General features: G+C 63.5%; 26 protein-coding genes and 1 pseudogene. 10 read left to right on the forward strand and 17 right to left on the reverse strand.

The window, feature by feature from the left end:
* Nucleotides 1–35: 35 nt before the first annotated feature.
* Both QOS90_RS26465 and dmeF read right to left on the reverse strand, forming a co-directional pair.
* Nucleotides 36–380 carry a cupin domain-containing protein gene (locus QOS90_RS26465; RefSeq protein ID WP_003251579.1) on the reverse strand — a complete coding sequence of 115 codons (345 nt, stop codon included), beginning with the start codon at nucleotides 378–380 and terminating at the stop codon, nucleotides 36–38.
* A gap of 96 nt (nucleotides 381–476) precedes the next feature.
* Complete coding sequence (gene dmeF, locus QOS90_RS26470; RefSeq protein ID WP_085273920.1) at nucleotides 477–1406, reverse strand: CDF family Co(II)/Ni(II) efflux transporter DmeF; 930 nt, start codon at nucleotides 1404–1406, stop codon at nucleotides 477–479.
* A 70-nt stretch (nucleotides 1407–1476) separates the two neighbouring features.
* On the opposite strand from dmeF, the gene QOS90_RS26475 reads away from it, so the two are divergent.
* Nucleotides 1477–1752, forward strand: coding sequence for a metal/formaldehyde-sensitive transcriptional repressor (locus QOS90_RS26475; protein ID WP_085273921.1), 276 nt, complete (start codon nucleotides 1477–1479; stop codon nucleotides 1750–1752).
* A 103-nt stretch (nucleotides 1753–1855) separates the two neighbouring features.
* Here the strand turns inward: QOS90_RS26475 and QOS90_RS26480 are convergent, their stop codons facing one another.
* From QOS90_RS26480 to QOS90_RS26510, 7 genes are all read right to left on the reverse strand, one after another.
* A complete protein-coding gene (locus QOS90_RS26480; protein ID WP_027595453.1) occupies nucleotides 1856–2788 on the reverse strand; it encodes a phosphatidate cytidylyltransferase in 933 nt (310 codons plus the stop codon).
* Between the two features lies 1 nt (nucleotide 2789).
* Nucleotides 2790–3413, reverse strand: a complete 624-nt coding sequence (locus tag QOS90_RS26485) for a lysophospholipid acyltransferase family protein (protein WP_027595452.1) — start codon at nucleotides 3411–3413, stop codon at nucleotides 2790–2792.
* A gap of 10 nt (nucleotides 3414–3423) precedes the next feature.
* Nucleotides 3424–3855: a hypothetical protein gene (locus QOS90_RS26490; protein WP_027595451.1), complete on the reverse strand. Its 432-nt coding sequence runs from the start codon at nucleotides 3853–3855 to the stop codon at nucleotides 3424–3426.
* Nucleotides 3852–5174 (reverse strand): phosphatase PAP2/dual specificity phosphatase family protein, encoded by a 1323-nt coding sequence (locus QOS90_RS26495; protein ID WP_085273922.1) that lies wholly within the window; start codon nucleotides 5172–5174, stop codon nucleotides 3852–3854. The genes QOS90_RS26490 and QOS90_RS26495 overlap by 4 nt, the downstream gene beginning before the upstream one ends.
* Nucleotides 5171–6928 carry a bifunctional alpha/beta hydrolase/class I SAM-dependent methyltransferase gene (locus tag QOS90_RS26500; protein ID WP_085273923.1) on the reverse strand — a complete coding sequence of 586 codons (1758 nt, stop codon included), beginning with the start codon at nucleotides 6926–6928 and terminating at the stop codon, nucleotides 5171–5173. Before QOS90_RS26500 ends, QOS90_RS26495 begins: the two co-directional genes overlap by 4 nt.
* Nucleotides 6929–6958: 30 nt before the next feature.
* Nucleotides 6959–7564, reverse strand: a complete 606-nt coding sequence (locus QOS90_RS26505; protein ID WP_027595449.1) for a CDP-alcohol phosphatidyltransferase family protein — start codon at nucleotides 7562–7564, stop codon at nucleotides 6959–6961.
* A 78-nt stretch (nucleotides 7565–7642) separates the two neighbouring features.
* A complete protein-coding gene (locus QOS90_RS26510; RefSeq protein WP_085273924.1) occupies nucleotides 7643–8554 on the reverse strand; it encodes a LysR substrate-binding domain-containing protein in 912 nt (303 codons plus the stop codon).
* A 77-nt stretch (nucleotides 8555–8631) separates the two neighbouring features.
* On the opposite strand from QOS90_RS26510, the gene QOS90_RS26515 reads away from it, so the two are divergent.
* Entirely contained in the window at nucleotides 8632–9396 is a 765-nt protein-coding gene (locus tag QOS90_RS26515) for a sulfite exporter TauE/SafE family protein (protein WP_085273925.1), read from the forward strand.
* Here QOS90_RS26515 and QOS90_RS26520 read toward each other — a convergent pair.
* Nucleotides 9386–9700, reverse strand: a complete 315-nt coding sequence (locus QOS90_RS26520; protein ID WP_085273926.1) for a putative quinol monooxygenase — start codon at nucleotides 9698–9700, stop codon at nucleotides 9386–9388. The two genes, QOS90_RS26515 and QOS90_RS26520, sit on opposite strands and share 11 nt — an antisense overlap.
* A 195-nt stretch (nucleotides 9701–9895) precedes the next feature.
* Between QOS90_RS26520 and mdaB the strand changes: the two genes are divergently transcribed.
* The 3 genes from mdaB to ggt all read left to right on the forward strand — a co-directional run bounded on the left by mdaB (nucleotide 9896) and on the right by ggt (nucleotide 13353).
* On the forward strand, nucleotides 9896–10486 hold the full coding sequence (mdaB, locus tag QOS90_RS26525) for an NADPH:quinone oxidoreductase MdaB (protein WP_027595445.1): 591 nt from the start codon (nucleotides 9896–9898) through the stop codon (nucleotides 10484–10486).
* Between the two features lie 185 nt (nucleotides 10487–10671).
* Nucleotides 10672–11568: a LysR family transcriptional regulator gene (locus QOS90_RS26530; protein ID WP_027595444.1), complete on the forward strand. Its 897-nt coding sequence runs from the start codon at nucleotides 10672–10674 to the stop codon at nucleotides 11566–11568.
* 117 nt (nucleotides 11569–11685) lie between these two features.
* On the forward strand, nucleotides 11686–13353 hold the full coding sequence (gene ggt / locus QOS90_RS26535; protein ID WP_085273927.1) for a gamma-glutamyltransferase: 1668 nt from the start codon (nucleotides 11686–11688) through the stop codon (nucleotides 13351–13353).
* Nucleotides 13354–13500: 147 nt separating this feature from the next.
* Here the strand turns inward: ggt and QOS90_RS27780 are convergent, their stop codons facing one another.
* The 3 genes and pseudogenes from QOS90_RS27780 to ypfJ all read right to left on the reverse strand — a co-directional run bounded on the left by QOS90_RS27780 (nucleotide 13501) and on the right by ypfJ (nucleotide 16490).
* A complete protein-coding gene (locus QOS90_RS27780; protein WP_502944326.1) occupies nucleotides 13501–14505 on the reverse strand; it encodes a methyl-accepting chemotaxis protein in 1005 nt (334 codons plus the stop codon).
* 117 nt (nucleotides 14506–14622) lie between these two features.
* Nucleotides 14623–15420, reverse strand: a pseudogene (locus QOS90_RS27785) (methyl-accepting chemotaxis protein); the annotation flags it as partial.
* 182 nt (nucleotides 15421–15602) lie between these two features.
* Nucleotides 15603–16490 (reverse strand): KPN_02809 family neutral zinc metallopeptidase, encoded by an 888-nt coding sequence (gene ypfJ, locus QOS90_RS26545; protein ID WP_027595441.1) that lies wholly within the window; start codon nucleotides 16488–16490, stop codon nucleotides 15603–15605.
* Nucleotides 16491–16689: 199 nt separating this feature from the next.
* Between ypfJ and pcaH the strand changes: the two genes are divergently transcribed.
* Entirely contained in the window at nucleotides 16690–17409 is a 720-nt protein-coding gene (gene pcaH / locus QOS90_RS26550; RefSeq protein WP_027595440.1) for a protocatechuate 3,4-dioxygenase subunit beta, read from the forward strand.
* A 10-nt stretch (nucleotides 17410–17419) separates the two neighbouring features.
* Nucleotides 17420–18025: a protocatechuate 3,4-dioxygenase subunit alpha gene (gene pcaG / locus QOS90_RS26555; RefSeq protein ID WP_027595439.1), complete on the forward strand. Its 606-nt coding sequence runs from the start codon at nucleotides 17420–17422 to the stop codon at nucleotides 18023–18025.
* 137 nt (nucleotides 18026–18162) lie between these two features.
* On the opposite strand, the gene trmA is transcribed toward pcaG, so the two are convergent.
* The 3 genes from trmA to QOS90_RS26570 form a co-directional block, all read right to left on the reverse strand.
* Entirely contained in the window at nucleotides 18163–19248 is a 1086-nt protein-coding gene (gene trmA, locus QOS90_RS26560; RefSeq protein WP_027595438.1) for a tRNA (uridine(54)-C5)-methyltransferase TrmA, read from the reverse strand.
* Nucleotides 19245–20540 (reverse strand): NCS2 family permease, encoded by a 1296-nt coding sequence (locus QOS90_RS26565; RefSeq protein ID WP_085273929.1) that lies wholly within the window; start codon nucleotides 20538–20540, stop codon nucleotides 19245–19247. The genes trmA and QOS90_RS26565 overlap by 4 nt, the downstream gene beginning before the upstream one ends.
* Before the next feature lie 321 nt (nucleotides 20541–20861).
* On the reverse strand, nucleotides 20862–22082 hold the full coding sequence (locus QOS90_RS26570; protein ID WP_027595436.1) for an MFS transporter: 1221 nt from the start codon (nucleotides 22080–22082) through the stop codon (nucleotides 20862–20864).
* Nucleotides 22083–22436: 354 nt separating this feature from the next.
* Here QOS90_RS26570 and QOS90_RS26575 point away from each other — a divergent pair, with 354 nt between their 5' ends.
* The 3 genes from QOS90_RS26575 to QOS90_RS26585 are packed head-to-tail and all read left to right on the forward strand — an operon-like array spanning nucleotide 22437 to nucleotide 25049.
* A complete protein-coding gene (locus QOS90_RS26575) occupies nucleotides 22437–23873 on the forward strand; it encodes a cytochrome ubiquinol oxidase subunit I (RefSeq protein ID WP_085273930.1) in 1437 nt (478 codons plus the stop codon).
* Between the two features lie 3 nt (nucleotides 23874–23876).
* The gene (gene cydB, locus QOS90_RS26580) at nucleotides 23877–24884 is read left to right on the forward strand and encodes a cytochrome d ubiquinol oxidase subunit II (protein WP_027595434.1); all 1008 of its coding nucleotides are present in this window, start codon (nucleotides 23877–23879) and stop codon (nucleotides 24882–24884) included.
* Between the two features lie 9 nt (nucleotides 24885–24893).
* Complete coding sequence (locus QOS90_RS26585; protein ID WP_081717522.1) at nucleotides 24894–25049, forward strand: DUF2474 domain-containing protein; 156 nt, start codon at nucleotides 24894–24896, stop codon at nucleotides 25047–25049.
* 152 nt (nucleotides 25050–25201) lie between these two features.
* On the opposite strand, the gene QOS90_RS26590 is transcribed toward QOS90_RS26585, so the two are convergent.
* A complete protein-coding gene (locus QOS90_RS26590; protein ID WP_085273931.1) occupies nucleotides 25202–26326 on the reverse strand; it encodes a methyltransferase in 1125 nt (374 codons plus the stop codon).
* Between the last annotated feature and the right edge of the window lie 17 nt (nucleotides 26327–26343).

Below are 26343 nucleotides of genomic sequence, written 5' to 3' on the forward strand. Positions count from 1 at the left end.
GGCTGCTCCTACAGGGGGATTTGCAGCCTAAGGAATCAGGCGAACACGAAGTACTTGCGCACGGTTTCGACCACTTCCCAGGTGCCTTTCATACCAGGTTCGATCACGAATACATCACCGGCCTTCAGGTGCTTCGGCTCTTCGCCTTCCGGGGTGATGATGCAGTAGCCGTCGAGGAAGTGGCAGAACTCCCACTTGTCATAGTTGACCTCGAACTTGCCCGGGGTGCAGATCCAGGTACCCATGATCTTGCTGCCGTCGGCCGACAGGTAGGCGTTCAGGTTGACGGTGTGCGGATCGCCGCCGATGCGCTTCCACTTGGTGGCGTCCACGACCGGCGTCGGGCAGGTTTCGCGCAGGACGGTGATGAAATCGGACATGGCACAACTCCTGGTGACTGGCTGAATGACTCGACACCATAGGGCCATTGGCCGCGCCGCAGTTGCCTGGGCTCGACGTTTAGCTGTCTGGCCGCGCTATGCCAGGGCATTTACCTCGACGGTCACATGGGCCAGTTCTTCATGTACGCCCAGGGCCTGTCGGACACTGTCAGCGTCCAGTGCGCCACAAGTGGCAAGGCTCAGAATGCAGGCGTACTGGTCCTTGCCAACGCGCCATACATGCAGGTCGGTGATGCTGGCCGATACTGGCAATTGAGCGACCACCTCGCGGATCTCCTTGACCACTGGCGCATCCATTTCGGCATCCAGCAGCACGCGGCTGGTATCGCACAGGAGGCTGCGGGCCCACAGCGCCACCAGCAGCGCGCCGACCAGGCCCATTACCGGGTCGAGCCAGGCAGCGCCCCAGAATTTGCCCGCTAACAGGGCGATGATCGCCAGTACCGAAGTGGCAGCGTCGGCGATCACATGCAGGTAGGCAGAGCGAAGGTTCAAGTCGTGGTGATGGTCATGGCTGTGATGATGCGCGTGGCCATGTTCATGATGCGCGTGGTCGTCACGTAGCAGCCAGGCGCAAAGCAGGTTCACGGCCAGGCCCACGACAGCGACGAAAATCGCCTCGTCATAGTGGATCGGCCCTGGCGCCAGCAAGCGTTCTGCGGACTGAAACACCATCAGGCCAGCGACGCCGAGCAGCAGTAGGGCGCTGGTGTAACCTCCGAGAATCTCGATTTTCCAAGTGCCAAAGGCGAAACGTTTGTCAGCCGCATAACGCCGGGCAGCGGCATAGGCCAGTAGCGACAAGCCAAGCGCCAGTGCGTGGGAGCTCATGTGCCAGCCGTCGGCGAGCAGCGCCATGGAATTGAAGAACCAGCCGCCCGCTATTTCCGCCACCATCATCACAGCCGTCAGCCATACCGCCAGGCGCGTCTTGCGCTCGGCCCCGAGGTTGCTGGTGTGGAACTGATGACTGTGCTGCCAGCGGCCTGAGGTTTGCGTCGCCATGGTTTATCATGCTCCCGGAACGTCGAAAAATATACTATACCCCAGTATACCTAGTTTGGTGTGGAAGCGAATGGCACATATCCAGAAGAGCAAGAAGCAGCTGCTGACCCGCGTGCGAAAGATCAAGGGCCAGGCGGCCGCCTTGGAGACCGCGCTGGAGCAGGACAAGGATTGCCTTGCGATCCTGCAGCAGATCGCCGCCGTGCGCGGTGCGGTAAACGGGTTGATGGCGGAGGTGATGGAAGGCCACATCCGTGAGCACCTTGTCGCGGATGGGTTGAGCTCTGAAGAACGGCAGGAAGAGGCGGACAAGGTAGCGGCGTTGTTGCGGTCTTATCTCAAGTGATACCCCAGGGGGGTATCACGCAGGTTTCTAGCATCGGCAGCGTTGCGAGAGCTGGCAATCGCGCACTGATCTAAGGTGGGGGAGACAGTTGCATGGCCACGTCTCAAGCCCACCAATACCGCACAAAGTGGAAAAACACCGGCGCCGCAAAGCACACCGAGTCCATCCGGTCGAGCATGCCGCCGTGGCCTTCGATCATGTGCCCCCAGTCTTTCACCCCGCGGTCACGCTTGATCGCCGACATGACCAGCCCGCCGAAGAAGCCCATGGCGTTCACGGTCAGGGCCATCAGTGCCGCCTGCCAGAAGTTGAATGGGGTGATCCAGCACAGCAGGGCGCCGATCAGTGTGGCCAGTGCCACGCCACCGACGAGGCCTTCGAGGGTTTTCGAGGGCGACAGGTTGGGCGCCACCTTGCGTTTGCCGAACAGCTTGCCGCACACGTATTGCAGCACGTCGCTGATTTGCACCACGAGGATCAGCCAGGCGATCAGCAGCAGGTTGCGGCCCTCGAACCCGGGGATGTCGAGGGTCATCAGCGCGGGCACCGAAGACACGCAATACACCGCGATCATCAGCCCCCATTGCACCTTTGATGCGCGCTCGAGAAAGCGCGTAGTGTCGCCGCCGAAACTGGCAAGGATCGGCAGCAGCAAAAAGAGATACACCGGGATGAAAATACTGAACAAGCCATACCAGTCCATGGCGATCAGCACGTACTGCACCGGCAGCGCCACATAGAACGCCGCCACCAACGCCGGGTAGTCGCTGCGCCGGGTCGGGGTGAGGGTCATGAACTCGCGCAGCGCATAAAACGACACGCCGTAGAACAGCACGATCACGCCGTACTTGCCGAACAGGAAGGCGATGCCGATCACCAGCACCATCACCCACCAGGCGTTGATGCGGGCGTTGAGGTTGTCGATCACCGCATGCGGCGCGGGGCCGGCACGCCACTTGAGCAGGCGGCCGATCACGCTGGCGAGCAGCAGCAGGGCGCCGATGCCGGCGAACAGCGAAAGGGTATTGTCGTCCATGTCAGGCATCCTTCGGCGCCAGGTTCAGCAGGGCCTGGCTGGCCCGCTCGAGAAAGGCCTGCTTGTTTTCATCAGCCAGCAGGTGGAGAGGTTCGCCAAAGCTCAGCGTGCACAGCAGCGGCAATGGCAGGGCGCGGCCCTTGGGCATGACCCGGTTGAGGTTGGCGATCCACACCGGCACCAGCTCGACGTCGGGGTTGGCCGCAGCCAAATGGTAAAGGCCGCTTCTGAATGGCATGAGCGGCTCGTCGCCCAGGTTGCGGGTGCCTTCCGGGAAGAAGATTAACGAATCGCCCTGGGCCACGGCCTCAAGAATCGGCTGCAGGGGGCTGCCTTGGCCTTCTGCGCGCTGGCGGTCGATCAAGACGCCGTTGAACACCTTGCGGATGAGAAAGTCGCGAATACCGGGCTTCGCCCAGTAGTCGGCCCCGGCCACCGGGCGGGTGCGCCTGCGCAAAGGTTCTGGCAGCGAGGCCCAGAGCAGCACGAAGTCGCCGTGGCTGCTGTGGTTGGCGAAGTACAGGCGTTGCACCGGCTGCGGTGTGCAGCCGAGCCATAACGCACGGGCGCCAGTGATCAGCCGGGCGGCCGAAGTGATGACGAAAGCGGTCAAGGTCGCAAGCATGGGGCGGTGGTCATCCGGTAAAGGGCAGTGTCAGCAGGGTAGCCAAGGCCAGCAACAGTTGTAGGCCCAGGCACATGGCTTGGCGGCGCAGCAGGGCTAATGCGGCTTGGCTGCGAGCGGGCCAGTCGCGGCTATCCTTGGCGTGCGGTTTCAGGTTGAGGTCGAACAAGGCACGGTCCAGCGCTTGCGTGTCTGCAGGTAGGTCTTGGCTGGCGCCAAGGTGGGCGAACAGTTCGGCGTCCAGGGCCACGCGGATGGCCCAGTACTTGTGCAGCACGCCGAGCGCCAGCAGCAGCGCGCATAGCAGGCTGCCCAGTGGCGGCAGCGCGGCGCCCAGCAAGGGCGCCAGGCCAACGCCCAGGGCGAGCAGCGTGATGCCGTCCGACAGGCGCTCCAGCTGGGGGCCCCGGGCCAGTAGGCTGGCAGTCAGTTGCAGGTTCATCGCTGTGCGCCAAGTTGTTGCAGGGCCTGTCGATGGGCCGCGTGCAAGACCACGCCAGCGCGTGCGCTGCGTATCCGCTGTTCAGCTTGGTCAGCATCGGCGCAGCGCCCCGTGAGTACCAGCCAGGCCGCCACGGCGCTGGCGCTGCGCGAATATCCCAGAGCGCAACAGACCAGCAGAGGGCCTTGCTGGCGTAACTGCTCGATAGCGTTTGCAGCTTCGTGCAACAGGTTGCTGTCGGGCACGATCAGGTCCAGGGTGGGAAGCGAGCGGTAGTTCTGAGCGGTGAGAGCGGCCCCAGTGCGGCACGGCAGCTCGGCGCAAAGGTCGACGATGGCAGCGAACTGCGCGCCCTCACCACGGCCAGGAATCCGCCCCAGGAATACCCCGTCACACACCTCATCCGCCTGCGGATGGCGCCGTGTCCATACCCTGGAATTGATCCACGCCCCGATCAGATAGGGCAGCAGCAGCCAGGTCGCGGCGCTGGACAAGCGCCCATCGGCGCCCTTCTGAAAACCACCCGCGCCGAACAAGCCGTAGTTCAGTGCCACCCACAACAGCGCCACGGCTGGCCATGACAGCCACAACCCGGCACCGCCCACCGCGTACGCCAGCCCCGCGCACAGCAAGGCCCCAACGCCATAACACAGCGCCAGCCGCTGGCATTTGCCATCGTGCGCAAGGCGGGCCTGCTGCCATGGCAGGCGACCTTGCCACGGCCATAGCCATAAGCAGACAAACCCTGCCAATGCGCCGGTGGGCACGTCGATGAAGTGATGCTGCCAGGTGGTCAGCACCGACACGCCGATCAACGCCATCCAGCCATGCACCACCCAGCGCCAGGGCTGGCGGTGCACGTGCCGGGCGAACATCGTCCAGATGATCACCAGCAACGCGATGTGCAGCGAAGGCGCCTGATTGTAAGGCTTGTCGAAGCCCATCAGCACATCGAACAGCCAGCCGAACAGCCCAGCCATTTCTGGCCGTTCGAAGGTGAACCGCAGCGGCCAGAGCAGGAAGCAACTGACGCTGATCACCTGTGCCGTGAGCAGCGCCAGGGCATGCCGGTCCATCTCCTGGCGCGTGCGTGGCAGCAGGAATGACAACCCGTACAGCAGGTCGATCGACCAGTACGGGATGATCGTCCAGGGCCACAGCGGCATGCCGTGCTCCCAGCCGAACACCAGGCTGCCGACATCACTGCGGCTGGCGGTGTGGGTGTTCACCAGCCCATAGCTGAGGAAGAAGAACGGCCCCAGCAGCAACAGCCAGAACACGCCCCGCCGAATCAGCCCGGGCTCACGCGTTGGGTTCATTCACGCACCCGTTGCGCCAGGCTGACGCTGAAGATGCCCCATTCGTCGATGCGCTGGGCCAGTTTGCGGAAGCCCGCCGCCTCTACCAGTTGGTCCATCTCTGCCTGGCTGCGCCGGCGCATCACCCACGCCTCGCCGCCGCGATGGCTGGTCAGGGCACGCGCGATCATCTCCAGTTGAGGGTGCCAAGGTTGGCCTGTGTAGACCAGGTAACCGCCTGCTTCGACGGCATCGGCAAGGCCGGCCAGGGAATTGCTCACCAACGCGTTGCTGGGGAACAGTTCGTACAGGCCAGACACCACGGCCAGCGTAGGCCCTGGCTGCAGCGCCGCGAGGCTGGCGCGGTCGAAGGCATCGCCCTGGACGAAGCGAGCAACCTCGGCCAGGCCTTTTTCGGCGATCAATGCGCTGCCTTGTTGCACGTTCAGTTCGCTGTAGTCGCGCAGCAGGATGGAGTCCGGCCGTTGTTCGAGTTCCTCCAAGGCTTCGAGGATGTAACGGCCGTGGCCGGCGGCGATGTCGACGATATGCACCGGCCGCTGCTCGGCGCGCAGGCGGGCAATGGCCTCGCGCAGCAGTTCTTCGACGTGCAGTTTGCGCTGACGAATGCCGCGCCAGCCGATGGCGTTGAGGTAGTTCTGGTCGACCATGCGGCCCAGCTTGCCTTTGCCCGTCGGCTGGTTGCGGTAGACGTAGTCGAGGGTGCTGCCAGAGTCGAAGCCGGTGTCAAACCCCAGCTTCACGCCCTCGGCCAGCCCTTTGCCCAGGCGCAGGCTTGCACGGGTGGCGCGCCAGTAGAGGTCGCGGGGCGAATTGCGTGGCAAGGGCGCGGCCAGGCTTTCGGCTTCGGCGCAGCTGGCGCCGACCTTGTCGGCATCGAGCAGCGAAGGCGCGGTAACAGGGCTGTCGAAGCAATGTGCGACGAAGCGCTCGATGCGCTTCAGCGCATGGGCGCGGTCGCGTTCACCGAGGGTGTCATGGAAAAAGCCCGGGAGGATGTGCATTTCTTTACGTGCACTGCCCAGGCGCTCGAAAAAGCGCTCCTGCGGTTTGCGCTCGACCACAAGGTCTGCACCAGAGACCAGCAACTGCGTCGGTACCTGAATAGCCTGGGCGTCAGCCACCACACGGTCGGCGGCTTCGTACAGGCCCAGTAGCATGGTCACCGAAATCGGCCGGCTGATCAGCGGGTCGGCCACGTACGACATGACCCGCTCGGGGTCATGGGTAAGCAGGCGCGGCTTGACGTAACTGTTGACGAAGAAGTTGCCGCGCACGGCCTTGAGCAGCTTCAGGCCGGGCCGTGCGAAGGGCACGTACAGCTTGACCTTGAACGCCGGCGAGGCCAGCACCAGGCAGCGTACCTTGGGCGCGTAGTCGTGGGCCCAGGTGGCGATCAGCACGGCGCCGACGCTTTGCGCCAGCACCACCATGTCGTGCTCGGCGATGCCGTGCACGGTCTGCAGATGCTCGATGAAGGTCTGCACGTCGCGCACGCTGGTGGCAAACCCTGGGCTGTCGCCGCGGGCGCCCGGCGACTGGCCGTGGCCGCGGGCATCCCAGGCGAAGAAATCGTAGCCGGGCATGTCCAGTTCGTCGGCCAGGTGGGCCATGCGCCCGCCGTGTTCGTGGCCACGGTGGAACATCACCACGGCGCGGCGCGGCTGGTGTTCATTGCGTGTCGCGGGCCAATGACGGTAGTGCAACTCGACACCATCATGGGTAGAGAAATGCAGCGATTGCGCTTGGCGCATGGCGAGAATCCTTGTCCGGCGGCGATGGGCTCAGCGGGCTTCAACCAGCCCTTGGCGAACCCGGTTGTAGAGGGTATAGAGCGAGAGCGCGAAGATGACCAGCAAGAGGCCGTTGAGCCAGGTGGCGTTGAGCAGGCCGAACGCAACGCCGGTGCCCAGTACGCCAAAGGCGAATGCCCGGTCGCTCTTGCCCATCGGCCCGTCGTAGCGGCGCGAGGCGCCTGCCAGCGGGCCCATGACGCCGGCGTATTCGCTAAACGTCGCACTCAGCACCACCAGCACCACCAGGCTGGGCCACACGCCAGCCAGCAGGGCGAAAGGCAGGTACAGCGCGGCGTCAGCGATCACGTCGCACAGTTCGTTGAGGTAGGCACCGAGCCTGGATTGCTGGCCGAATTCCCGCGCAAGCATGCCGTCCACGGCGTTGAGCGCCATGCGCAGCAACATCCACAGCGGGATCAGGATGAACAGCCAGGTGATGTGGCTGAACCCGGCCAGCAGCAGGCCCAGCAGGACCGAGACCAAGGCGGCGGCGACGGTGACCTGGTTGGCGGTGACGCCACGGTCGTAGAGGCGCTTGACGCCGGGCCGGAGCAAGGCCTGGAAGCGGGGTTTGAGCTGGTAGATCGAGGGCACTTGGAACTCCTTTTCGTGGTGCAGCGTGATTGTGGGCAAAGAGCCCCAGTGGCCGCAAGCGGGTTGGTGAGAGATGGCTCACATCTGAACGGGGTGTAAGGGTGTTGTTCCGCCAACCAAGCGCTTGACCAAACCCGCCGCATACCCTGGCAACGCTGCAAAGTCCCGCGCGCACACCATCAATTGGCGGTTGGCCCAGTCCTCGCGAAGCGCCACCCAGTGCAGCGGCAACAGCCCTTGCCAGCGTTGCACCGAAGCCAAGGGCACAACGCCGACCCCGGCGCCCCCCGCGACCATGCGCAGCACCCCATCGAAGCCATCGGCTCGTACCCGTACGCGCATCCGCAAGCCTTCACGCAGGGCCTGTTCCTCCAGGTACAAGGCCAATGCGCTGTCTGCTCCCAGCCCGACATGACCATGGGCCAGGCTGTCGATGAAGCTTGGCGCAGGGTGTAACGCCAGCGGATGCGCAAGGGGGGTCACCAACACTAGTGGGTCATCGCGAAAGGGCAGGGTCTGCAAATGCTCGCTGGGCGCCGCAGTCGAAATGATCCCCAGGTCGGCGATGCCTTGGGTAATCGACTGCACGATGTGCAAGCTTGGCAGCTCTTGGACATCGACACTGATGCCGGGGTTCTGTGCCAGATAACTGGCCAGCAATTCGGGCAGGTACTCGGTCAGCGCCGCGGTGTTGCACAACAGCCGCACCTGGCCCTGCAGCCCCTGCGCGTACTGGCTCAGGTCGAACTGCAGGCGCTCCACTTGCTGCGCGATCAGGCGGGCATGCTGCAGCAGCGCCTGCCCGGCAGGCGTCGGTTGTACGCCGCGGCGATTGCGCGCTAGCAATTGCGTGCCCAGGGACGCTTCCATCGCGCGGATGCGCGCACTGGCAGCTGGCAGCGACAGATGGCTGCGCCGGGCGCCGGCAGTGATGTTGCCGCATTCCAGGGTGTGCCGGAAAAGCGCGAGGTCGATCAGGTCGAAATGCATGTGCCTCTGTCCTGCCAATAGTCAGGCTGAGTATATGGCAGATTTTCAGCCAGCCTGGCGCACGCCATCATGGCCCTATGAATACCTTGATCGCGTTCTATCAACACATTGGCCCGGCACTGACACTGCTGGTGGTTATCACCTTTCTGCTGGCCGGCACCGTCAAAGGTGTTATCGGCCTTGGCTTGCCGACCATCGCCATGGGCCTGCTGGGCCTGGCTATGCCGCCTGCGCAGGCTGCCGCTTTACTCATCGTGCCGTCGACACTCACCAACCTCTGGCAGCTGGCTGCCGGTGGTCATCTGTGGGTGCTGCTGCGTCGCCTGGGGCCGATGCTGGTGATGATCTGTGTCGGCACGCTGGTCGGCAGCGCATGGTTGGGCATTAACAGTGGCGCGTGGGCCGCGCATGCGCTGGGCGCCGCGTTGCTGGTGTATGCGGTGTATGGGCTGATGGGCCCAGGGTTGCGCGTAGCGCAAGCGCGGGAAGGGTGGCTGGGGCCGCTGTGCGGCTTGGTGACGGGCGTAGTCACGGCCGCTACCGGGGTATTCGTGATGCCGGCAGTGCCGTACCTGCAAAGCCTTGGCCTGAACCGCGACGAGATGATCCAGGCCTTGGGCCTGTCGTTCACGGTCTCGACCCTGGCGCTGGCCTTGGGCCTGGCTGGGCAAGATGCCTTGGGCGGCCAGGCGCTAGGTGCTTCATTGCTGATGCTGGCGCCAGCACTGGTGGGCATGCTGGCGGGGCAGTGGTTGCGTCAGCGCATCAGCGCCGCGCTGTTCAAACGCTGCTTCTTCATTGGCTTGGCCATGCTCGGCGGCCATCTGCTGATCAACGGTTAGCAGACGAGGCGCTGAGCATGTCGATCAACTGGATATCGAACTCGCGCTCCAGGTAGTCCATGCGCTTTTCGAAGAACGCGACCATGTGCGGCAGGGCCGAGTGCACATCCAGTGCAGCTTTGTCCGCCCACACTTCGTAGAACACGAACAGGCTCGGGTCGGCCTTGTCGCGCAGCATGTGGTACTCGATGCAGCCCGGTTCCTGGCGGCTGGGTTCGACATAGGCGCGGAACAGGGTTTCGAAGGCTTCGGCCATTTCCGGGCGGGTCTTGGCTTTGAGGATAAAAGCGTACTGCTCGCTCATGGATCGCTACTCGCTGGTGAATGATGAACCGATTCTAAGGCAATAATTAGCTGGCCATTCGTGATTTGAAAGCAATTGTATTTTGACTCATAGCCGCTGTTTCCCCTGCCGCTGAGTCTCTAATCTGCCGGTCATCCAATTTGACTCGACCGAGGCAGAACGCCCTCGGATCGACATCGCCAAATCGAGGCCAGCATGAAAAACATCCTTCTGCTCAACGGTGGTAAACAGTTCGCTCACTCCGATGGCCGCCTTAACGCGACCCTGCACGAAGCGGCCCTCGCTCACCTGGACCGTGCCGGTTTCGACGTGCGGCAGACCTTCATCGATGGCGGTTACGATGTGCGGGAAGAGGTCGAGAAATTTCTTTGGGCCGACGTGGTGATCTACCAGATGCCCGGTTGGTGGATGGGCGCACCGTGGACGGTGAAGAAGTACATCGATGACGTCTTCACCGAAGGCCATGGCAGCCTGTACGCCAACGACGGCCGTACCCGTTCGGATGCCTCGCAGAAGTACGGCAGCGGTGGCCTGATTCAAGGCAAGCAGTACATGTTGTCGCTGACCTGGAACGCCCCGCAGCAGGCGTTTGACGACCCCAGCGATTTCTTCGAGGGCAAGGGTGTGGACGCCGTGTATTTCCCGTTCCACAAGGCTAACCAGTTCCTTGGCATGACCGGCTTGCCGACCTTCCTGGCGGTGGATGTGATGAAACGCCCGGATGTGCCAGCGGCGTTGGCAGCGTATGAAGCGCACCTGGACAAGGTGTTTGGCAAATCTGTGTAAGTTGCCTGTGAAAGGGGCTGCTGCGCAGCCCAATCGCCGGCAAGCCGGCTCCCACAGTGGGTTCGACGACAACGCGAACCCTGTGGGAGCTGGCTTGCCAGCGATTGGGCCGCGCAGCGGCCCCCCTTGCACAGACCCCACCGACCCGCTATGAATCACGGCACACTCCAGCCAAGGCCAAGCGCGTGAAAACCCGATCCGAAGAACTCCAGGTATTCGTCGCTGTGATCGACTGCGGTTCGATCTCTGCTGCTGCCGAGCAGGTGGGCCAGACCCCGTCAGCCGTCAGCCGCACCTTGTCGCGCCTGGAGGCCAAGCTTGGCACCACCCTGGTCAACCGCACCACCCGGCGCATGGACCTGACCGAAGAAGGCCGCTTCTTTCTTGAGCGCTCGCGGCTGATCCTGGAACAGATGGACGCGATGGAAGAGCGCCTGTCGATGAACCACCAGACTGCTACTGGGCGCCTGCGCATCAACGCCGCCGCGCCGTTCATGCTGCACGCCATCCTGCCCTGGATCGGCGAGTTCCGCCGCCAGTATCCCGGCATCGAGCTGGAACTCAACACCGACGACCTGATCATCGACCTGCTCGAACAGAGCACCGATGTGGCGATCCGTATCGGCGAGCTGGCCGACTCCAGCCTGCACGCCCGCAACCTGGGGTGCAGCCCGGTGCAGGTGCTGGCCAGCCCCGCCTACCTGGAACGCCACGGCACCCCGCAGCGCGTCGAAGACCTGGCCAACCACTGCTTGCTCGGCTTCAGCCAACCCGAGTCGCTCAACCACTGGCCCTTGCGCCATGCCCAGGGCGACCGCTGGGCGATCCGCCCCGCGCTGATCGCCTCCAGCGGCGAAACCCTGCGCCAGCTGGCGCTGGCCGGGGAGGGCATCGTCAGCCTGTCGCATTTCATGACCCACGAAGACATCCGCAGCGGCCGCCTGCAGGTGCTGCTGGGCGACGCCAACAACGGCTATCGCCAGCCGATCCATGCGGTGTACTACCGCAACACTCAGTTGGCGCTGCGCATCCAGTGCTTCCTCGATTTTATCCAGCGCAAGCTGGCGATGTACGCCTGCTGAGTTGCCTGAACGCGACACATCCTGCCCAAAGGCGGCGAAACTTCCTACGTTGGATTGCACAGTCGACACGCTTCGGCCTTACTGAGTGATCAACAAAAACAACACCAAGGAAGTGTCATGCGTATTGTCCTGTTCCCGACCATGGCCCTCGGAGCCGCGATCCTGACCTGTTCCTCGGCCTATGCAGCCGCCCTGGAAGGTGGCGCGGTGGCTGCGCCCGATCAATATGGTGCACAGGTTGCCGCCGATATCCTGAAAAAAGGCGGCAACGCCGTGGACGCCGCCGTGGCCACGGCATTCACCCTGGCGGTGACCTACCCAGAGGCCGGCAACATCGGCGGCGGTGGCTTCATGACCCTGTTCGTCGACGGCAAGCCCTACTTCCTCGACTACCGCGAAGTGGCGCCCAAGGCAGCCAGCCGCAACATGTACCTGGACGACAAAGGCGAGGTGATCGAGAACCTCAGCCTGGTCGGTGTGCGGGCAGCGGGTGTACCCGGCACGGTGATGGGCCTGTGGGAGGCGCACCAGAAGTTCGGCAAGTTGCCGTGGAGCGAGCTGCTGACGCCGGCCATCGGCTATGCCAAAAACGGTTTCAAGATTGCCGAAAAACAGTACCAGTACCGCAACGATGCCCAAGGCCTGTTCAAGACGGCGACCAACTTCAACGACTACTTCGGCAACATGAAGGTCGGCGAACTGTTCAAACAGCCAGAAATGGCCCAGACCCTCGAGCGCATTGCCGACAAGGGCGTAAGCGAGTTCTACCAGGGCAAGACCGCCGACCTGCTGGTGGCGCAGATGCAGGCTGACAAAGGCCTGATCACCAAGCAAGACCTCAAGGACTACAAGGCGGTCTGGCGTGAGCCGATGGCCTTGAGCTGGCGCGGTAATGTGGTCTACACCGCGCCGCCGCCAAGCTCCGGCGGCGTCGCCCTGGCCCAGTTGCTGGGCATCAAGGAAGACCGCGCGGCAGACTTCAAGGGCGTGGCGCACAACTCGGCGCAGTACATTCACCTGCTTGCCGAGATCGAGAAGCGCGTGTTTGCCGACCGTGCCGACTACCTGGGCGACCCGGCCTTCACCAAGGTGCCGGTCGATCAGTTGATTGCCAAGGATTACCTGGCCAAGCGCGCCGCGCAGGTCAACCCCAAGGCCATTTCGGTCACCGATGACGTCAAGCCGGGGCTGGAGCCGCACCAGACCACGCACTTCTCCATCGTCGACAAACAGGGCAACGCGGTCAGCAACACCTACACCCTCAACCTCGACTACGGCAGTGGCGTGGTGGTCAAGGGCGCCGGCTTCCTGCTCAACGACGAGATGGACGACTTCAGCGCCAAGCCGGGTGCGGCTAATGCCTTTGGTGTGGTGGGCGGGGATGCCAACGCCATCGAGCCGGGCAAGCGCATGCTGTCATCCATGAGCCCGAGCCTGATGACCCGCGATGGCAAGGTTGAGCTGGTGATCGGTACGCCAGGTGGCTCGCGCATCTTCACCTCGATCTTCCAGGTGATGAACAACCTGTACGACTACGACATGCCGCTGGAAAAGGCGGTAGCGGCGCAGCGTGTGCACCATCAGTTGCTGCCTAAAGACACTATCTACTTCGACAGCTATGCACCGCTGACCGGCGCGGTGGCGGAAGACTTGAAGAAAATGGGGTATGTGCTGGAGGACCAGGGCTGGGAGATGGGCGATATCCAGGCGATCCGGGTGAACGGGGACAAGCTGGAAACGGCGTCCGATCCGCGTGGGCGTGGGGTGGGGATGATCGTCAAATAACGATCGCACCTGTGTAGGAGCAGCCTTGTGCTGCGAAGAGGCCAGTGGCAGCCCAGTAAATCTGCGGTGCTGCCACTGGCCTCTTCGCAGCACAAGGCTGCTCCTACCTGGGTTTGGCGCACGGAGTGTGCGCCCGCCGTGGTTGAATCAAACGCGGAACTGGCTCACCAGCATCTGCAACTGCCCGCCCAACCGCGCCAGCTCAACGCTGGACGCCGCTGTCTCGTTATTGGCCGCTGCCGTCTGCTCGGACACATCCCGCACATTCAGAATGCTCCGGCTGATTTCTTCGGCCACCGCGCTCTGCTGTTCCGCCGCCGCCGCAATCTGCTGGTTCATCGACTGAATGCTAGACACCGTGCCGGTGATGCTTTCCAGCGAGGCGCCGGCCTTGCGCGCCAGTTCGACACTGCTGTCGGTCAGGGTCCGGCTACCCTGCATGGCCGTCGCCACTTGCTGGGTGCCGTGCTGCAGGCTGGCAATCAGCTCTTCGATCTCTTCGGTGGACTTCTGCGTGCGCTGGGCCAACCCACGCACCTCGTCAGCGACCACGGCAAAGCCACGGCCCGCCTCGCCGGCACGGGCCGCTTCGATCGCGGCGTTGAGTGCCAGCAGGTTGGTCTGGTCGGCTACCGACTTGATCACGTCCATCACGCTGCCGATCTTCTGGCTTTCTTGTTGCAGCAGGTTCATGGCCTCGGTGGAGCGGTGCATTTCTTCGGCCAGGCGTTCGATTTGGCTGATCGCCTCACCGACCACCTGATCACCCGCGCGGGCTTCATCGTCGGCACCGGTGGCGGCATGCGAGGCCTGCTCGGCGTTGCGCGCGACTTCCTGAACCGTGGCCGCCATTTCGTGCATAGCAGTGGCGACTTGGTCGGTCTCGACTTTCTGGCTGTTGGCCCCCGCGCTGGTTTGCTCGGTGACCGCCGACAGCTCTTCGGCAGCGCTGGCGATCTGGGTGACGCCGTCGCGGATGCCGCTGATCAGCTCGCGCAGGGTGGTGCCCATGCGGGCGATGCCCTGTTGCAATACGCCCAGTTCATCACGGCGGGTGACGCGCAGGTCGTGCGTCAGGTCGCCGCCCGCGATGCGCTCCACCGCTTGCAAGGTTTCCTGCAGCGGGCGGGTGATCTGCCGGGTAATGAGCACCGCGGCCAGTACGCCGACCAGCAACGCCAGCAAGGTCGCGATGGCCTGCAGGCTACGGGCCTGCGCACTCTCGATGTCGCGGCGCTCCAGCTGGATTTTGTACAGCGCGTCGCTGGTCTTGACGATGTCGGCGCCTTGGGCAGTCATTTCAGCGCGCGCGCTGGTAATGCTGGCCAGCGCATCACGGAACTGGCGCACGGCGTCACGGTAGGCCAGCACTGACTGTTCGAACTGCTGCAGACGCGCGTCGGCGGCCGGCAGCCGGCGCTTGAGGTTGTCGGCCTCGGCCAGCGCCGCTTCGAGCTGGCGCAGGGCGGCCTGTTCATTGGTCGCGCTGTTATCGGCCATGTAGCCGCGCACGTCGATGCGTACCTGCAGCAGTTGCTGGCGGGCCTTGCTGATCAGCTGGTACTGGGCCAGGCGCACGCTGTCGGTTTCGGGGCGTGCCATGACTTCCTGGCTAAGGGCGTCCATGGCCTGGTCGGCCTTGGCGCCCGATGCATTCATGGCATCACGCGCGGCTCGGGTGGCGTTGTAGCCCGTGCGCATGGTGGCCAGCGAGACCTTGTACTGGCTGATGGTCTGCCCCAGTTCGTGCAGCAGCTTGACGTTGTCCGGGCTCTTGAACGTGCTGACCAGGCGTTGTTGCTGGTTACTGAAGGCATCGAGCTTGTTCAGCGTGTTGGCCGCCGCCGCATCATCGCCATTGGCAATCATGTACTGCAGGCGCGCGATGCGCAGGTCAGTCAGGTCCTTGTTGAGCTGACTGATATCGCTCATCCAGTTGCTGCGGTCGATCAGGCTGCCCAGGCTGGTCCAGCCGGTCAGGGCCAGCAGGCCGGTGAGGATCAGCACCAGGCCGAAGCCCAGGCCGAGTTTGAGGTTGACGCTGATGTTGGCAAACCAGCTGTTCATGCACGCACTCCAGAAGTTGTTTTCGCTCTCTTGATCGTCGATCGCAAGGCGTTGTTGTTCTGGATGCCCGCTGATTCGTGCAGGGGTTATCGGCAATGATCAGGGAAGCTGAAACGCTTTTTCAGCAGATTTGTAACTTGTCGTTAGGGTGAGGCTGGGGCTGCCAGGCAGCCCCAGGCGTGTCAGAGGTTACGGGCACTGAAGGTATCGCAGCTGTTCACTTCGCCCTCGGCAAACCCCGCCTTGAACCAGCGCACACGCTGCGCCGAGGTGCCGTGGGTGAAGGAGTCGGGCACCACGCGGCCCTGGCCTTTCTGCTGCAGGCGGTCATCACCGATGGCATTGGCCGCGTTCAGCGCTTCCTCGACGTCACCCGGCTCCAGCCAGTTCAGGCGTTTTTGCGCTTGGTAGGCCCACACCCCTGCCAGGCAGTCGGCCTGCAGCTCCTGGCGCACCAGCAAGCCGTTGTCGCCTTCCATGCGCTGGCCATTGCGGCGGGCGGCATCGACCTTGGCCGACACGCCGAGCAGGGTCTGCACGTGGTGGCCGATCTCGTGGGCGATGACGTAGGCCTGGGCAAAGTCACCCGCGGCGGCGAAACGGGTTTCCATCTCGCGGAAGAACGACATGTCCAGGTACACCCGCTGGTCGGCCGGGCAATAGAACGGGCCGACGGCTGCCGAAGCGAAGCCGCAGGCCGAGTTGACCTGGCCACTGAACAGCACCAGTTTGGGGTCGCGGTACTGCTTGCCCGCCTGGGAGAACAGCGCTTTCCAGGTGTCTTCCGTGTCACCCAGCACCGAGGCGACGAAGTCGGCCTGCTGGTCATTGGCTGGCGGCGCCTTGCCGCCTGCGCCACTGGGCGCCTGCTGCTGCTGGGTCATCTGCCCGGTGAGCTGGCCGAGTATCTGCAGCGGGTCTTGCCCGGTCAGCCAGCCAATGCCCACGATAAGCAGGATGGCCCCCAGCCCGAGGCCCTTGCCGCCGCCGAAGCGCATGCCGCCACCACCGCCACCTTCACCTCGGGCATCGACCACGTTGTCGCTGCGTCGGCCTTTTCGCCATTCCATGAATGCTCTCCGGAGCGTGAAACAAGAAGACAAAGATTAGTTCACCAACGGGGAGGGTGTCAGACAAAGGTGTTAACCCATAACCATATGGTTATGTATGTGAGGGCTGATTTCAGTATTCATCCCGCGCGGCTTATCTGAAACTGTAAGTCCGCCTGCCCTGCAAGGCGTCCAGATAATTCCAAGAGAGGAAAACGGCATGCCCGCCCAGGACACCAGCCGCTTCGTGATCCGTGATCGCAACTGGCACCCTAAAGCCCTGACCCCCGACTACAAGACCTCCATTGCCCGCTCGCCGCGCCAGGCATTGGTCAGCATCCCGCAGTCGATCAGCGAAACCACCGGCCCGGACTTCACCCACCTGGGTTTCGGCGCCCACGACCATGACCTGCTGCTGAACTTCAACAACGGTGGCCTGCCGATTGGTGAGCGCATCATCGTTGCCGGCCGCGTGGTCGACCAATACGGCAAGCCTGTGCCCAATACCCTGGTGGAAATGTGGCAGGCCAACGCTGGTGGCCGCTACCGCCACAAGAACGACCGCTACCTGGCACCGCTGGACCCTAACTTCGGTGGCGTCGGCCGTTGCCTGACCGACCGCGACGGCTACTACAGCTTCCGCACCATCAAGCCGGGCCCCTACCCATGGCGCAACGGCCCGAACGACTGGCGCCCGGCGCACATCCACTTCGGCATCAGCGGCCCATCGATTGCGACCAAGCTGATCACCCAGCTGTACTTCGAGGGTGACCCGCTGATCCCGATGTGCCCGATCGTCAAGTCGATCGCCAACCCAGAAGCCGTGCAGCAGTTGATCGCCAAGCTCGACATGAGCAACGCCAACCCGATGGACTGCCTGGCATACCGCTTTGACATCGTGCTGCGCGGCCAGCGCAAGACCCACTTCGAAAACTGCTGAGGACCCCGCCATGCCAATCGAACTGCTGCCGGAAACCCCTTCGCAGACTGCCGGCCCCTACGTGCATATCGGCCTGGCCCTGGAAGCGGCCGGCAACCCGACCCGCAACCAGGAAATCTGGAACCGCCTGGCCAAGCCAGAGGCGCCGGGTGAACACATCCTGTTGATCGGCCAGGTCTATGACGGTAACGGGCACTTGGTGCGCGATTCGTTCCTGGAGCTGTGGCAGGCCGATGCCGCCGGCCAGTACCAGGATGCATACAACCTGGAAAACGCCTTCAACAGCTTCGGCCGCACCGCTACCACTTTCGATGCCGGTGAGTGGACCGTGCAAACGGTGAAGCCGGGTGTGGTGAAGAACGCGGCCGGCGTGCCGATGGCGCCGCACATCAACATCAGCCTGTTTGCCCGTGGCATCAACATCCACCTGCACACGCGCTTGTATTTTGATGATGAAGCCGAAGCCAACGCCAAGTGCCCGGTGCTGAACCTGATCGAGCAGCCGCAGCGCCGTGAGACGTTGATTGCCAAGCGTTGCGAAGTGGATGGGAAAACGGCGTACCGTTTCGATATCCGTATTCAGGGGGAAGGGGAGACGGTGTTCTTCGACTTCTGAGTTATTGGGGGCCGCTTCGCGGCCCATCGCAGGCAAGCCAGCTCCTACAGGTACAGCGCCAGTCAAGAGGTTGACGCTGTACCTGTAGGAGCTGGCTTACCTGCGATGGGCTGCAAAGCAGCCCCAATGTCTAACAATCAACGCCGAACCAGCAAAACCCCACTTTCCATGTGATGGGTATACGGGAACTGGTCAAACAACGCACAACGCTCGATGCGGTGTGTGTCCTGCAACTGCTCGATGTTCGCCGCCAGCGTTTCCGGATTGCACGAGATGTACAAAATCCGCTCGAAGCGCCGGGTCAGCTCGCAGGTATCCGGGTCCATCCCCGCACGCGGCGGGTCGACGAACACGGTACCGAACGCGTAACTTTTCAGGTCGATCCCTTCCAACCGACGGAACGGGCGCACGTCATTCAGCGCCTGGGTCAGCTCTTCAGCCGACAGCCGCACCAAGCGCACGTTATCCACACCGTTCTCATCAAGGTTGCTCAGCGCAGCATTGACCGAGGTCTTGCTGATCTCGGTGGCCAGCACTTGGCGCGCACGGGTGGCCAGTGGCAGGGTGAAGTTGCCGTTGCCGCAATACAGCTCCAGCAGGTCATCCTCGCGCTCGCCCATGGCGTCGAACGCCCAGCTCAGCATCTTCTGGTTCACCGCGCCGTTAGGCTGGGTGAACGCGCCTTCCGGCTGGCGATAGCTGAACACACGGCCCGCCACGTCCAGTTTCTCTACCGCGTAATCACGGCCAATCACCAGGCGCTTGCCCTTGGACCGGCCGATCAGGCTTACCCCCAGTTCGTCGGCCAGCTGCCGTGCGGCCACTTCCCAGGCCTCGTCCAGCGGGCGGTGGTAGCACATCGTGACCATCGCATCGCCGGCCAGTGTGGTGAGGAACTCCACCTGGAACAGGCGATTGCTCAGTGCCTCGCTGGCCTGCCAGGCCGCCTTCAGGCGCGGCATCAAGTCGTTGATGCGCTCGCTGGCGATGGGGAAGTCGTCGATCAGGATCGCCTTGTGCTTCTCGCCCGGGGCGAACATCGCGTAGTGGCGCTGGCCGTCCTCGCGCCACAGGCGGAACTCGGCGCGCAGGCGATAGTGCTCGCGCGGCGAATCGAAAACAGCCGGTTCTGGCGCGCCGAATGGCGCCAGCAGCTCGCGCAGCCGGGCAACCTTGGCGTCCAGCTGGGTGGCGTAGGAGGAGGGGTCGAAAGCAGCACTCATGCGTTGAACCAGCCCAGCTTGATGACGAACAGGATGGAAAGGATTACCAGGGCCGGGTTCAGGTCGCGGTGGCGACCGGAGATCAGCTTGACGGCGGTCCAGGAAATGAAGCCGAAGGCGATGCCGTTAGCGATCGAGTAGGTCAGCGGCATGGCCAGGGCGGTTACCACCACAGGTGCGGCTTCGGTGACGTCGTCCCAGTTTATTTCTGCCAGGCCCGAGGCCATCAGCACGGCGACGAACAGCAGCGCTGGCGCCGTGGCGAAGGCCGGTACGCTACCGGCCAGCGGTGCGAAGAACAGCGCCAGCAGGAACAGCACGGCCACCACGATGGCGGTCAGGCCGGTGCGCCCGCCCGCGCTCACGCCGGCAGCCGATTCGATGTAGCTGGTGGTGGTCGAGGTGCCCAGCAGCGAGCCGGCCATGGCGGCGGTGCTGTCGGCGATCAGGGCGCGGCCCATCTTCGGCATGTGGCCGTCCTTGCCCATCAGGCCGGCGCGTTTGGCCACGCCGATCAGGGTGCCGGAGTTGTCGAACAGGTCGACGAACAGGAAGGCGAAGATGACGCTGACCAGGCCCACATCCAAGGCACCGGCGATGTCCAGCTGGAGGAAGGTCGGTGCCAGCGATGGCGGCATGGACACGACGCCGGCGAACGGCGTCACGCCCATCGCGATCGCGGCGATGGTCACGGCCAGAATGCCGATCAGCACCGCGCCGCGAACCTTCAGCGATTCGAGGCCGACGATCAGGAAGAAGCCCAGGGTGGCGAGGATCGGCGCCGGCTGCTTGAGGTCGCCCAGGCCTACCAGGGTGGCCGGGTTATCGACGACGATGCCGGCGTTATGCAGGGCAATCAGTGCCAGGAACAAGCCGATACCGGCAGCAATGGCCGAGCGCAGCGGCAGTGGGATGCTGTTCACGATCCATTCGCGAATGCGGAAGATCGACAGCAGGAAGAACATCACCGCCGACAGGAACACCGCGCCCAGCGCGACCTGCCAGGTGTGGCCCATGTGCAGGACCACGGTGTAGGTGAAGAAGGCGTTCAGGCCCATGCCCGGCGCCAGGGCGATCGGGTAGTTGGCGATCAGGCCCATGGTCGTCGAGCCGATGGCCGCGGCCAGGCAGGTGGCGACGAAGATCGCACCTTTGTCCATGCCGGTCTCGCCGAGGATGCTCGGGTTGACGAACAGGATGTAGGCCATGGCCAGGAAGGTGGTGACGCCCGCAAGAATCTCGGTGCGCACATTGGTGTTGTGTGCTTTTAGTTGAAACAGCCTTTCCAGCATGCCCGCTCCCCAAGGCGCCCCCGGCGCCGTGATTTGTATCGACCCCATCAGCAAAGCACAGACCGTACCGGTTGCCGTGGTTTTATCTGGGGCGGAAAAAAGCCGCGCATCATACCAGCATGCATGGCGGGGGCCTATGGCCATTGGGGAATGGGATTTTTGCAAACCCACGCCACCCTCAACGCCTGTGCTGAAAACCGTGTAGGAGCAGCCTTGTGCTGCGAAGAGGCCGGTCTGACAGACGATTCTTTATGGCAGTAAGGGCCTCTTCGCAGCACAAGGCTGCTCCTACAAGGCTACGCGCAGGGCCTGGGCCGGTGATCAGCCGCTGTGCAACCGATCGCGTTTGGCCAACGTTGGGAACAGTTTTATCCACACCCCGGTCACCACCAGCGTGCCCACGCCACCGAGCACCACCGCCGGCACTGTGCCAAACCAGTGCGCCGTGACCCCCGATTCGAACTCGCCGAGCTGGTTCGAGGCACCGATGAACAAGCCGTTGACGGCACTCACCCGCCCGCGCATTTCATCTGGCGTCTCCAGCTGCACGAACGAACTGCGAATGACCATGCTGATCATGTCCGCCGCACCCAGCACCACCAGCACCGCCAGCGAGAACCAGAACGACGTCGACAGGCCAAACGCGATGGTCGCCACGCCAAATACGCCCACCGCTGTGAACATGGTGCGCCCGACCTTGCGCTCGAACGGGAAGCGCGCCAGCCACAGCGACATCAGCAACGCGCCCACCGCCGGTGCCGAGCGCAGCAGGCCCAGGCCCCAGGGGCCGGTGAGCAGGATGTCCTTGGCGAACACCGGCAACAGCGCGGTCGCGCCGCCCAGCAGCACGGCGAACAGGTCGAGCGAAATGGCCCCGAGGATGTCTGGCCGGCTGCGGATAAAGCGAATACCGGCCAATAGCGACTCCAGGCTGGCACGGCCGCGTTGGGCCACTTGCTGGCGCGCGTCCAGGCTCAAGGTCAGCACGCAGGCGATGGCGTACAGCCCTACGGTCGGCCCGTACACCCAGATGCTGCCAAAGGCATACAGCAAGCCGCCCACCGCCGGGGCGACGATGGTGGCGGCCTGGGTCGCCGAGGCCGAGGCTGCCACTGCCCGGGGGAACAACCCCGGCGGCACGACGTTGGGCAGCAGGGCTTGGGTGGCCGGCATCTCGAACGAACGTGTCGCGCCCAGCAGGAAGGCCAGGGCGAAAATCAGCTCGCGGCTGACGTTGTCGGTGGCGCTGCCCACCGCCAGCGCCAGGGCAATCAACCCCTGCAGGCTCTGGCACAGGGCGGCGACCTTGCGCCGGTCATAGCGGTCGGCAACATGCCCGGTGTGCAGCATGAACAGCACGCGCGGGGCGAATTCGACCAGGCCGACCAGGCCCAGGTCGAGCACATTGCCGGTGAGCTGGTAGAGGTGCCAACCGATGGCCACGGTGAGCATCTGGAAGCCGCTGGCGGTGAACACACGGGCCAGCCAGAAGGCGATGAAGGGGCGATGATGACGCAACAACTGCGGTGCGGAATCGGACATCGGAAACCTGTGGCCTCGGCGCAGTAGAGGGGGCGGCAGATTATCATCTGTTTGTAACAAGCAGTTACTGTTTGCCGTAATCGGCACTTTTTCACGGTTTATGAAAGAGGGTGGGGCAACGGGTCACGCGGCAATCAACCACACGGCCCGCCTGGCCATTCAGGACTATGCTTCCAGTCAGTCGTTGACCTGGATCAATCGTTGTAAATGCAACGATCAGCCGACGATGTGGCCTTTGGGCCGGAATCCCTGCGATTGCACAGAACAATTCCAACTCGCCGCACTCGATACCGTGGGGGCAGTAGGCGCCAGGGCCACAAGCCCGAACGCCGGATTATCTGAAGAGGAAGCACTATGTTCGGTTTAGAGGCCCTAGATCTCGCCCGAATCCAGTTTGCATTTACCGTGTCCTTTCACATCCTGTTCCCGGCCATCACCATTGGCTTGGCGAGCTATCTGGCGGTCCTCGAAGGCCTTTGGCTGCGGACCCACAACCAGGTCTACCGTGACCTCTACCACTTCTGGTCGAAAATCTTCGCCGTCAACTTCGGCATGGGCGTGGTTTCTGGCCTGGTCATGGCCTATCAGTTCGGCACCAACTGGAGCCGCTTCTCCGATTTCGCCGGCGCCGTCACTGGCCCCTTGCTCACTTATGAGGTGCTGACGGCGTTCTTCCTCGAGGCAGGCTTCCTGGGCGTCATGCTGTTTGGCTGGAACCGTGTCGGCCGCGGCCTGCACTTCTTCGCCACAGTCATGGTGGCGCTCGGCACGCTGGTCTCGACCTTCTGGATCCTGGCCTCCAACAGCTGGATGCAGACCCCGCAAGGCCACGAGATCATTGATGGCCGCGTGGTGCCGGTGGACTGGCTGGCGGTGATCTTCAACCCCTCGTTCCCCTACCGGTTGATGCACATGGCCACGGCCGCGTTCGTCGCCACTGCCTTCTTCGTCGGCGCCTCGGCGGCCTGGCACTTGCTGCGCGGGCGTGACAACCCGGCCGTGCGCAAGATGCTGTCGATGGCCATGTGGATGGCGCTGATCGTTGCGCCGATCCAAGCGGTGATCGGTGACTTCCACGGGCTCAACACGCTCAAGCACCAGCCGGTCAAAATTGCCGCCATCGAGGGCCATTGGGAGAACGTGCCGGGCGAACCGACCCCGTTGATCCTGTTCGGCATCCCTGACATGAAAGCCGAGACCACGCGCTTCAAGGTCGAGATCCCGGCCCTCGGCAGCCTGATCCTGACCCACAGCCTGGACAAGCAAGTGCCCGCGATGAAGGAATTCCCGGCAGCGGACCGGCCCAACTCGACCATCGTGTTCTGGTCGTTCCGGGTCATGGTCGGGCTTGGCTTCCTGATGATCTTCGTGGGCCTGTGGAGCCTGTGGCTGCGCAAGCGCGGCACGCTCTACAGCTCCAGGCCGTTCCTGTACCTGACCCTGTGGATGGGGCCTTCCGGCCTGATCGCCATCCTGGCCGGCTGGTTCACCACCGAAATCGGCCGCCAGCCGTGGGTGGTGTATGGCCTGATGCGCACCTCTGAAGGGGTCTCCAACCACAGCTACGTTCAGCTCGGCTTTACCCTGGTGGCGTTCGTGGTGGTGTACTTCGCCCTGTTCGGCACCGGCCTTGGCTACATGATGCGCCTGGTGCGCAAAGGGCCGAAGACGGGCGAGGGGGATGAACCCAACCCAGGTGGCCCAGGCCAGAAACGCACGCCGGCGCGGCCGCTGTCCGCCGCCGATGATGGCCATGAGGCCAACACCGTCATCCTGAGCAAGGGGAACTGAGCCATGGGTATCGACCTTCCGCTGATCTGGGCCGTGATCATCATCTTCGGCGTCATGATGTACGTGGTGATGGATGGTTTCGACCTGGGCATCGGCATGCTCTTCCCCTTCGTCAAGGGCGAGCGTGACCGTGATGTGATGATGAACACCGTCGCCCCCGTGTGGGACGGCAACGAGACCTGGCTGGTGCTGGGCGGCGCCGGGCTGTTCGGGGCCTTCCCGATGGCCTATTCGGTGGTGCTCGAAGCCTTGTACCTGCCGCTGATCCTCATGCTGATCGGCTTGATCTTCCGCGGCGTGGCCTTCGAGTTCCGTTTCAAGGCCAAGGATGACAAGCGGCACATCTGGGACAAGGCGTTCATTTGGGGTTCGTTGATCGCGACCTTCTTCCAGGGCGTTGCGCTGGGCGCGTTCATCGAGGGCTTCAAGGTGGTTGACCGCCACTATGCCGGTGGCACCCTCGACTGGCTGACCCCGTTCAGTGTGTTCAGCGGGTTGGGCCTGATCGTCGCCTACACCCTGCTGGGCTGCACGTGGCTGATCATGAAGACCGAAGGGCCGCTGCAACTGCAGATGCATGATCTGGCCAAGCCGCTGGCGCTGGTGCTGCTGGTGGTAATCGGTATCGTCAGCCTGTGGACGCCGATCGCCTACCCGCAAATCGCCGACCGCTGGTTCAGCATGCCTAACCTGATCTGGTTCATGCCGGTGCCGATTCTGGTGCTGGTGACCTTCTACGGGTTGCTCAAGGCGGTCGCGCGCAATGCCAACTACACGCCGTTCCTGCTGACCTTGGTGCTGATCTTCCTCGGTTACAGCGGCCTGGGCATCAGCGTATGGCCGAACATCATCCCGCCGTCGATCTCGATCTGGGATGCCGCGGCGCCGCCGCAGAGCCAAGGGTTCATGCTGGTGGGTACGTTGTTCATCCTGCCGTTCATCCTGGGGTACACCTTCTGGAGCTACTACGTGTTCCGCGGCAAGGTGACCCATGAAGACGGCTATCACTAGGAGGCGCGCATGATGACCGGCAAGCATGGCTTGGAAGAGAAGAAGCCACTGTGGCAGCGCCTGGGTTGGCTGGTGCTGATCTGGGCAATGAGTGTGGCGGCCCTGGGTGTAGCGGCCTATGTGATGCGCCTGTTCATGGGGGCAGCTGGCCTCACCACCCATTGATCAAAAGGGTTTAGCCCTTCCTTGGAGCAGCCTTGTGCTGCGAAGAGGCCAGTGGCAGCACGTAGATTTTCGCTGCTGTCACCTGCCTCTTCGCAGCACAAGGGTGCTCCTACCTGGGTTGCGCATGCCTGGATTTAGGCAGTCGCAGATTGTTACTTGCGGGCTTTGAGAATCACGAACTTCGGCGTCGCTGCCACTTGTACAACCCCGCGGAACAGCCGCGCCAGCTTGCTGTGGTAACCCAGGTGGCGGTTACCGACGATGTACAGCGCACCCCCCACCACCAATGCCTCGCGGGCCTGCTGGAACATGCGCCAGGCCAGGAAGTCGCCGACCACTTGCTGCTGGTGGAACGGCGGGTTGCACAGCACCACGTCCAGCGATTGTTTTTCCACCCCCGCCAAGCCATCGGCCGCCAGCATCAGTGCCGGGCGCTCGCCCAGCGCTGCCTGCCAGTTTTCGCGTGCCGATTGCACCGCCATGTACGATTCGTCGACCAGCGTGTAATGGGCCTCAGGGTTGTCCAGGGCGCTGGCAATCGCCAACACGCCGTTGCCGCAGCCCAGGTCCGCGACACGGGCAGCGCCCAGGTTGCGCGGCAGGTGCGGGAGAAACGCACGGGTGCCGATATCCAGGCCATCGCGGCAGAACACATTGGCGTGGTTGACCAGTTCCAGCGCCGGCGATTCGAGCTGATAGCGGCTAGGGTAGGGCGAGCGCGCAGTTGGGCGCTCGGCAACGGTGGCCGTCAGCAGGCGGGCCTTTTTTTGCGCCAGCGAGGCCTGTACCGGGCCGATGTACTTTTCCATCAGGTCACCCGCCGCGCGTGGCAAGTGCTTGATCATCGCCCCGGCGATCACCTGCGCGCCGGGCGCCAGGTGGCCCTGCAGGCGGATGAGTTGCTCTTCGAGCAAGGCCAGGGTCTTGGGCACACGCACCAGTACTCGGTCGAACGGGCCCTGCCACGGCTCACTGGCCGGCACGAACGGCACGCTGTCGAACGGCTTGCCGTTACGGGCGAGGTTTTTTTCCAGGGCCAGGTGCGCCAGGTGCGAGTCGCCGCTGCTGACCACCGCAAGTTGCCCGGCCAAGCTGGCAGCCAAGGCACCAAAGCTGTCATTGAGCACCAGTACCCGGCAGTTCGCGTCAGGCGCCTGCTCATGCAGTTGCGCGAGCAGGTACTCGTCGGCGGCATCGAAGGCCTGCAGCGGGTCGTTGGCCTGGTCCGGCTGGCGGATCAGGTCGAGTTCGGCGTAGGGGGTGGTCAACAAGGGCATGGCGTCTGGCTCGGGTA

The sequence above is a fragment of the Pseudomonas sp. LAIL14HWK12:I10 genome (assembly GCF_900184205.1).
Lineage (GTDB): Bacteria > Pseudomonadota > Gammaproteobacteria > Pseudomonadales > Pseudomonadaceae > Aquipseudomonas > Aquipseudomonas kermanshahensis.

Coding starts and splice junctions, on each gene's coding strand:
- QOS90_RS26465 (WP_003251579.1), bottom strand. CDS start 380: ATGTCCGATTTCATCACCGTCCTGCGCGAAACCTGCCCGACGCCGGTC.
- dmeF (WP_085273920.1), bottom strand. CDS start 1,406: ATGGCGACGCAAACCTCAGGCCGCTGGCAGCACAGTCATCAGTTCCAC.
- QOS90_RS26475 (WP_085273921.1), top strand. CDS start 1,477: ATGGCACATATCCAGAAGAGCAAGAAGCAGCTGCTGACCCGCGTGCGA.
- QOS90_RS26480 (WP_027595453.1), bottom strand. CDS start 2,788: ATGGACGACAATACCCTTTCGCTGTTCGCCGGCATCGGCGCCCTGCTG.
- QOS90_RS26485 (WP_027595452.1), bottom strand. CDS start 3,413: ATGCTTGCGACCTTGACCGCTTTCGTCATCACTTCGGCCGCCCGGCTG.
- QOS90_RS26490 (WP_027595451.1), bottom strand. CDS start 3,855: ATGAACCTGCAACTGACTGCCAGCCTACTGGCCCGGGGCCCCCAGCTG.
- QOS90_RS26495 (WP_085273922.1), bottom strand. CDS start 5,174: ATGAACCCAACGCGTGAGCCCGGGCTGATTCGGCGGGGCGTGTTCTGG.
- QOS90_RS26500 (WP_085273923.1), bottom strand. CDS start 6,928: ATGCGCCAAGCGCAATCGCTGCATTTCTCTACCCATGATGGTGTCGAG.
- QOS90_RS26510 (WP_085273924.1), bottom strand. CDS start 8,554: ATGCATTTCGACCTGATCGACCTCGCGCTTTTCCGGCACACCCTGGAA.
- QOS90_RS26515 (WP_085273925.1), top strand. CDS start 8,632: ATGAATACCTTGATCGCGTTCTATCAACACATTGGCCCGGCACTGACA.
- QOS90_RS26520 (WP_085273926.1), bottom strand. CDS start 9,700: ATGAGCGAGCAGTACGCTTTTATCCTCAAAGCCAAGACCCGCCCGGAA.
- mdaB (WP_027595445.1), top strand. CDS start 9,896: ATGAAAAACATCCTTCTGCTCAACGGTGGTAAACAGTTCGCTCACTCC.
- ggt (WP_085273927.1), top strand. CDS start 11,686: ATGCGTATTGTCCTGTTCCCGACCATGGCCCTCGGAGCCGCGATCCTG.
- ypfJ (WP_027595441.1), bottom strand. CDS start 16,490: ATGGAATGGCGAAAAGGCCGACGCAGCGACAACGTGGTCGATGCCCGA.
- pcaH (WP_027595440.1), top strand. CDS start 16,690: ATGCCCGCCCAGGACACCAGCCGCTTCGTGATCCGTGATCGCAACTGG.
- pcaG (WP_027595439.1), top strand. CDS start 17,420: ATGCCAATCGAACTGCTGCCGGAAACCCCTTCGCAGACTGCCGGCCCC.
- trmA (WP_027595438.1), bottom strand. CDS start 19,248: ATGAGTGCTGCTTTCGACCCCTCCTCCTACGCCACCCAGCTGGACGCC.
- QOS90_RS26565 (WP_085273929.1), bottom strand. CDS start 20,540: ATGCTGGAAAGGCTGTTTCAACTAAAAGCACACAACACCAATGTGCGC.
- QOS90_RS26570 (WP_027595436.1), bottom strand. CDS start 22,082: ATGTCCGATTCCGCACCGCAGTTGTTGCGTCATCATCGCCCCTTCATC.
- QOS90_RS26575 (WP_085273930.1), top strand. CDS start 22,437: ATGTTCGGTTTAGAGGCCCTAGATCTCGCCCGAATCCAGTTTGCATTT.
- cydB (WP_027595434.1), top strand. CDS start 23,877: ATGGGTATCGACCTTCCGCTGATCTGGGCCGTGATCATCATCTTCGGC.
- QOS90_RS26585 (WP_081717522.1), top strand. CDS start 24,894: ATGATGACCGGCAAGCATGGCTTGGAAGAGAAGAAGCCACTGTGGCAG.
- QOS90_RS26590 (WP_085273931.1), bottom strand. CDS start 26,326: ATGCCCTTGTTGACCACCCCCTACGCCGAACTCGACCTGATCCGCCAG.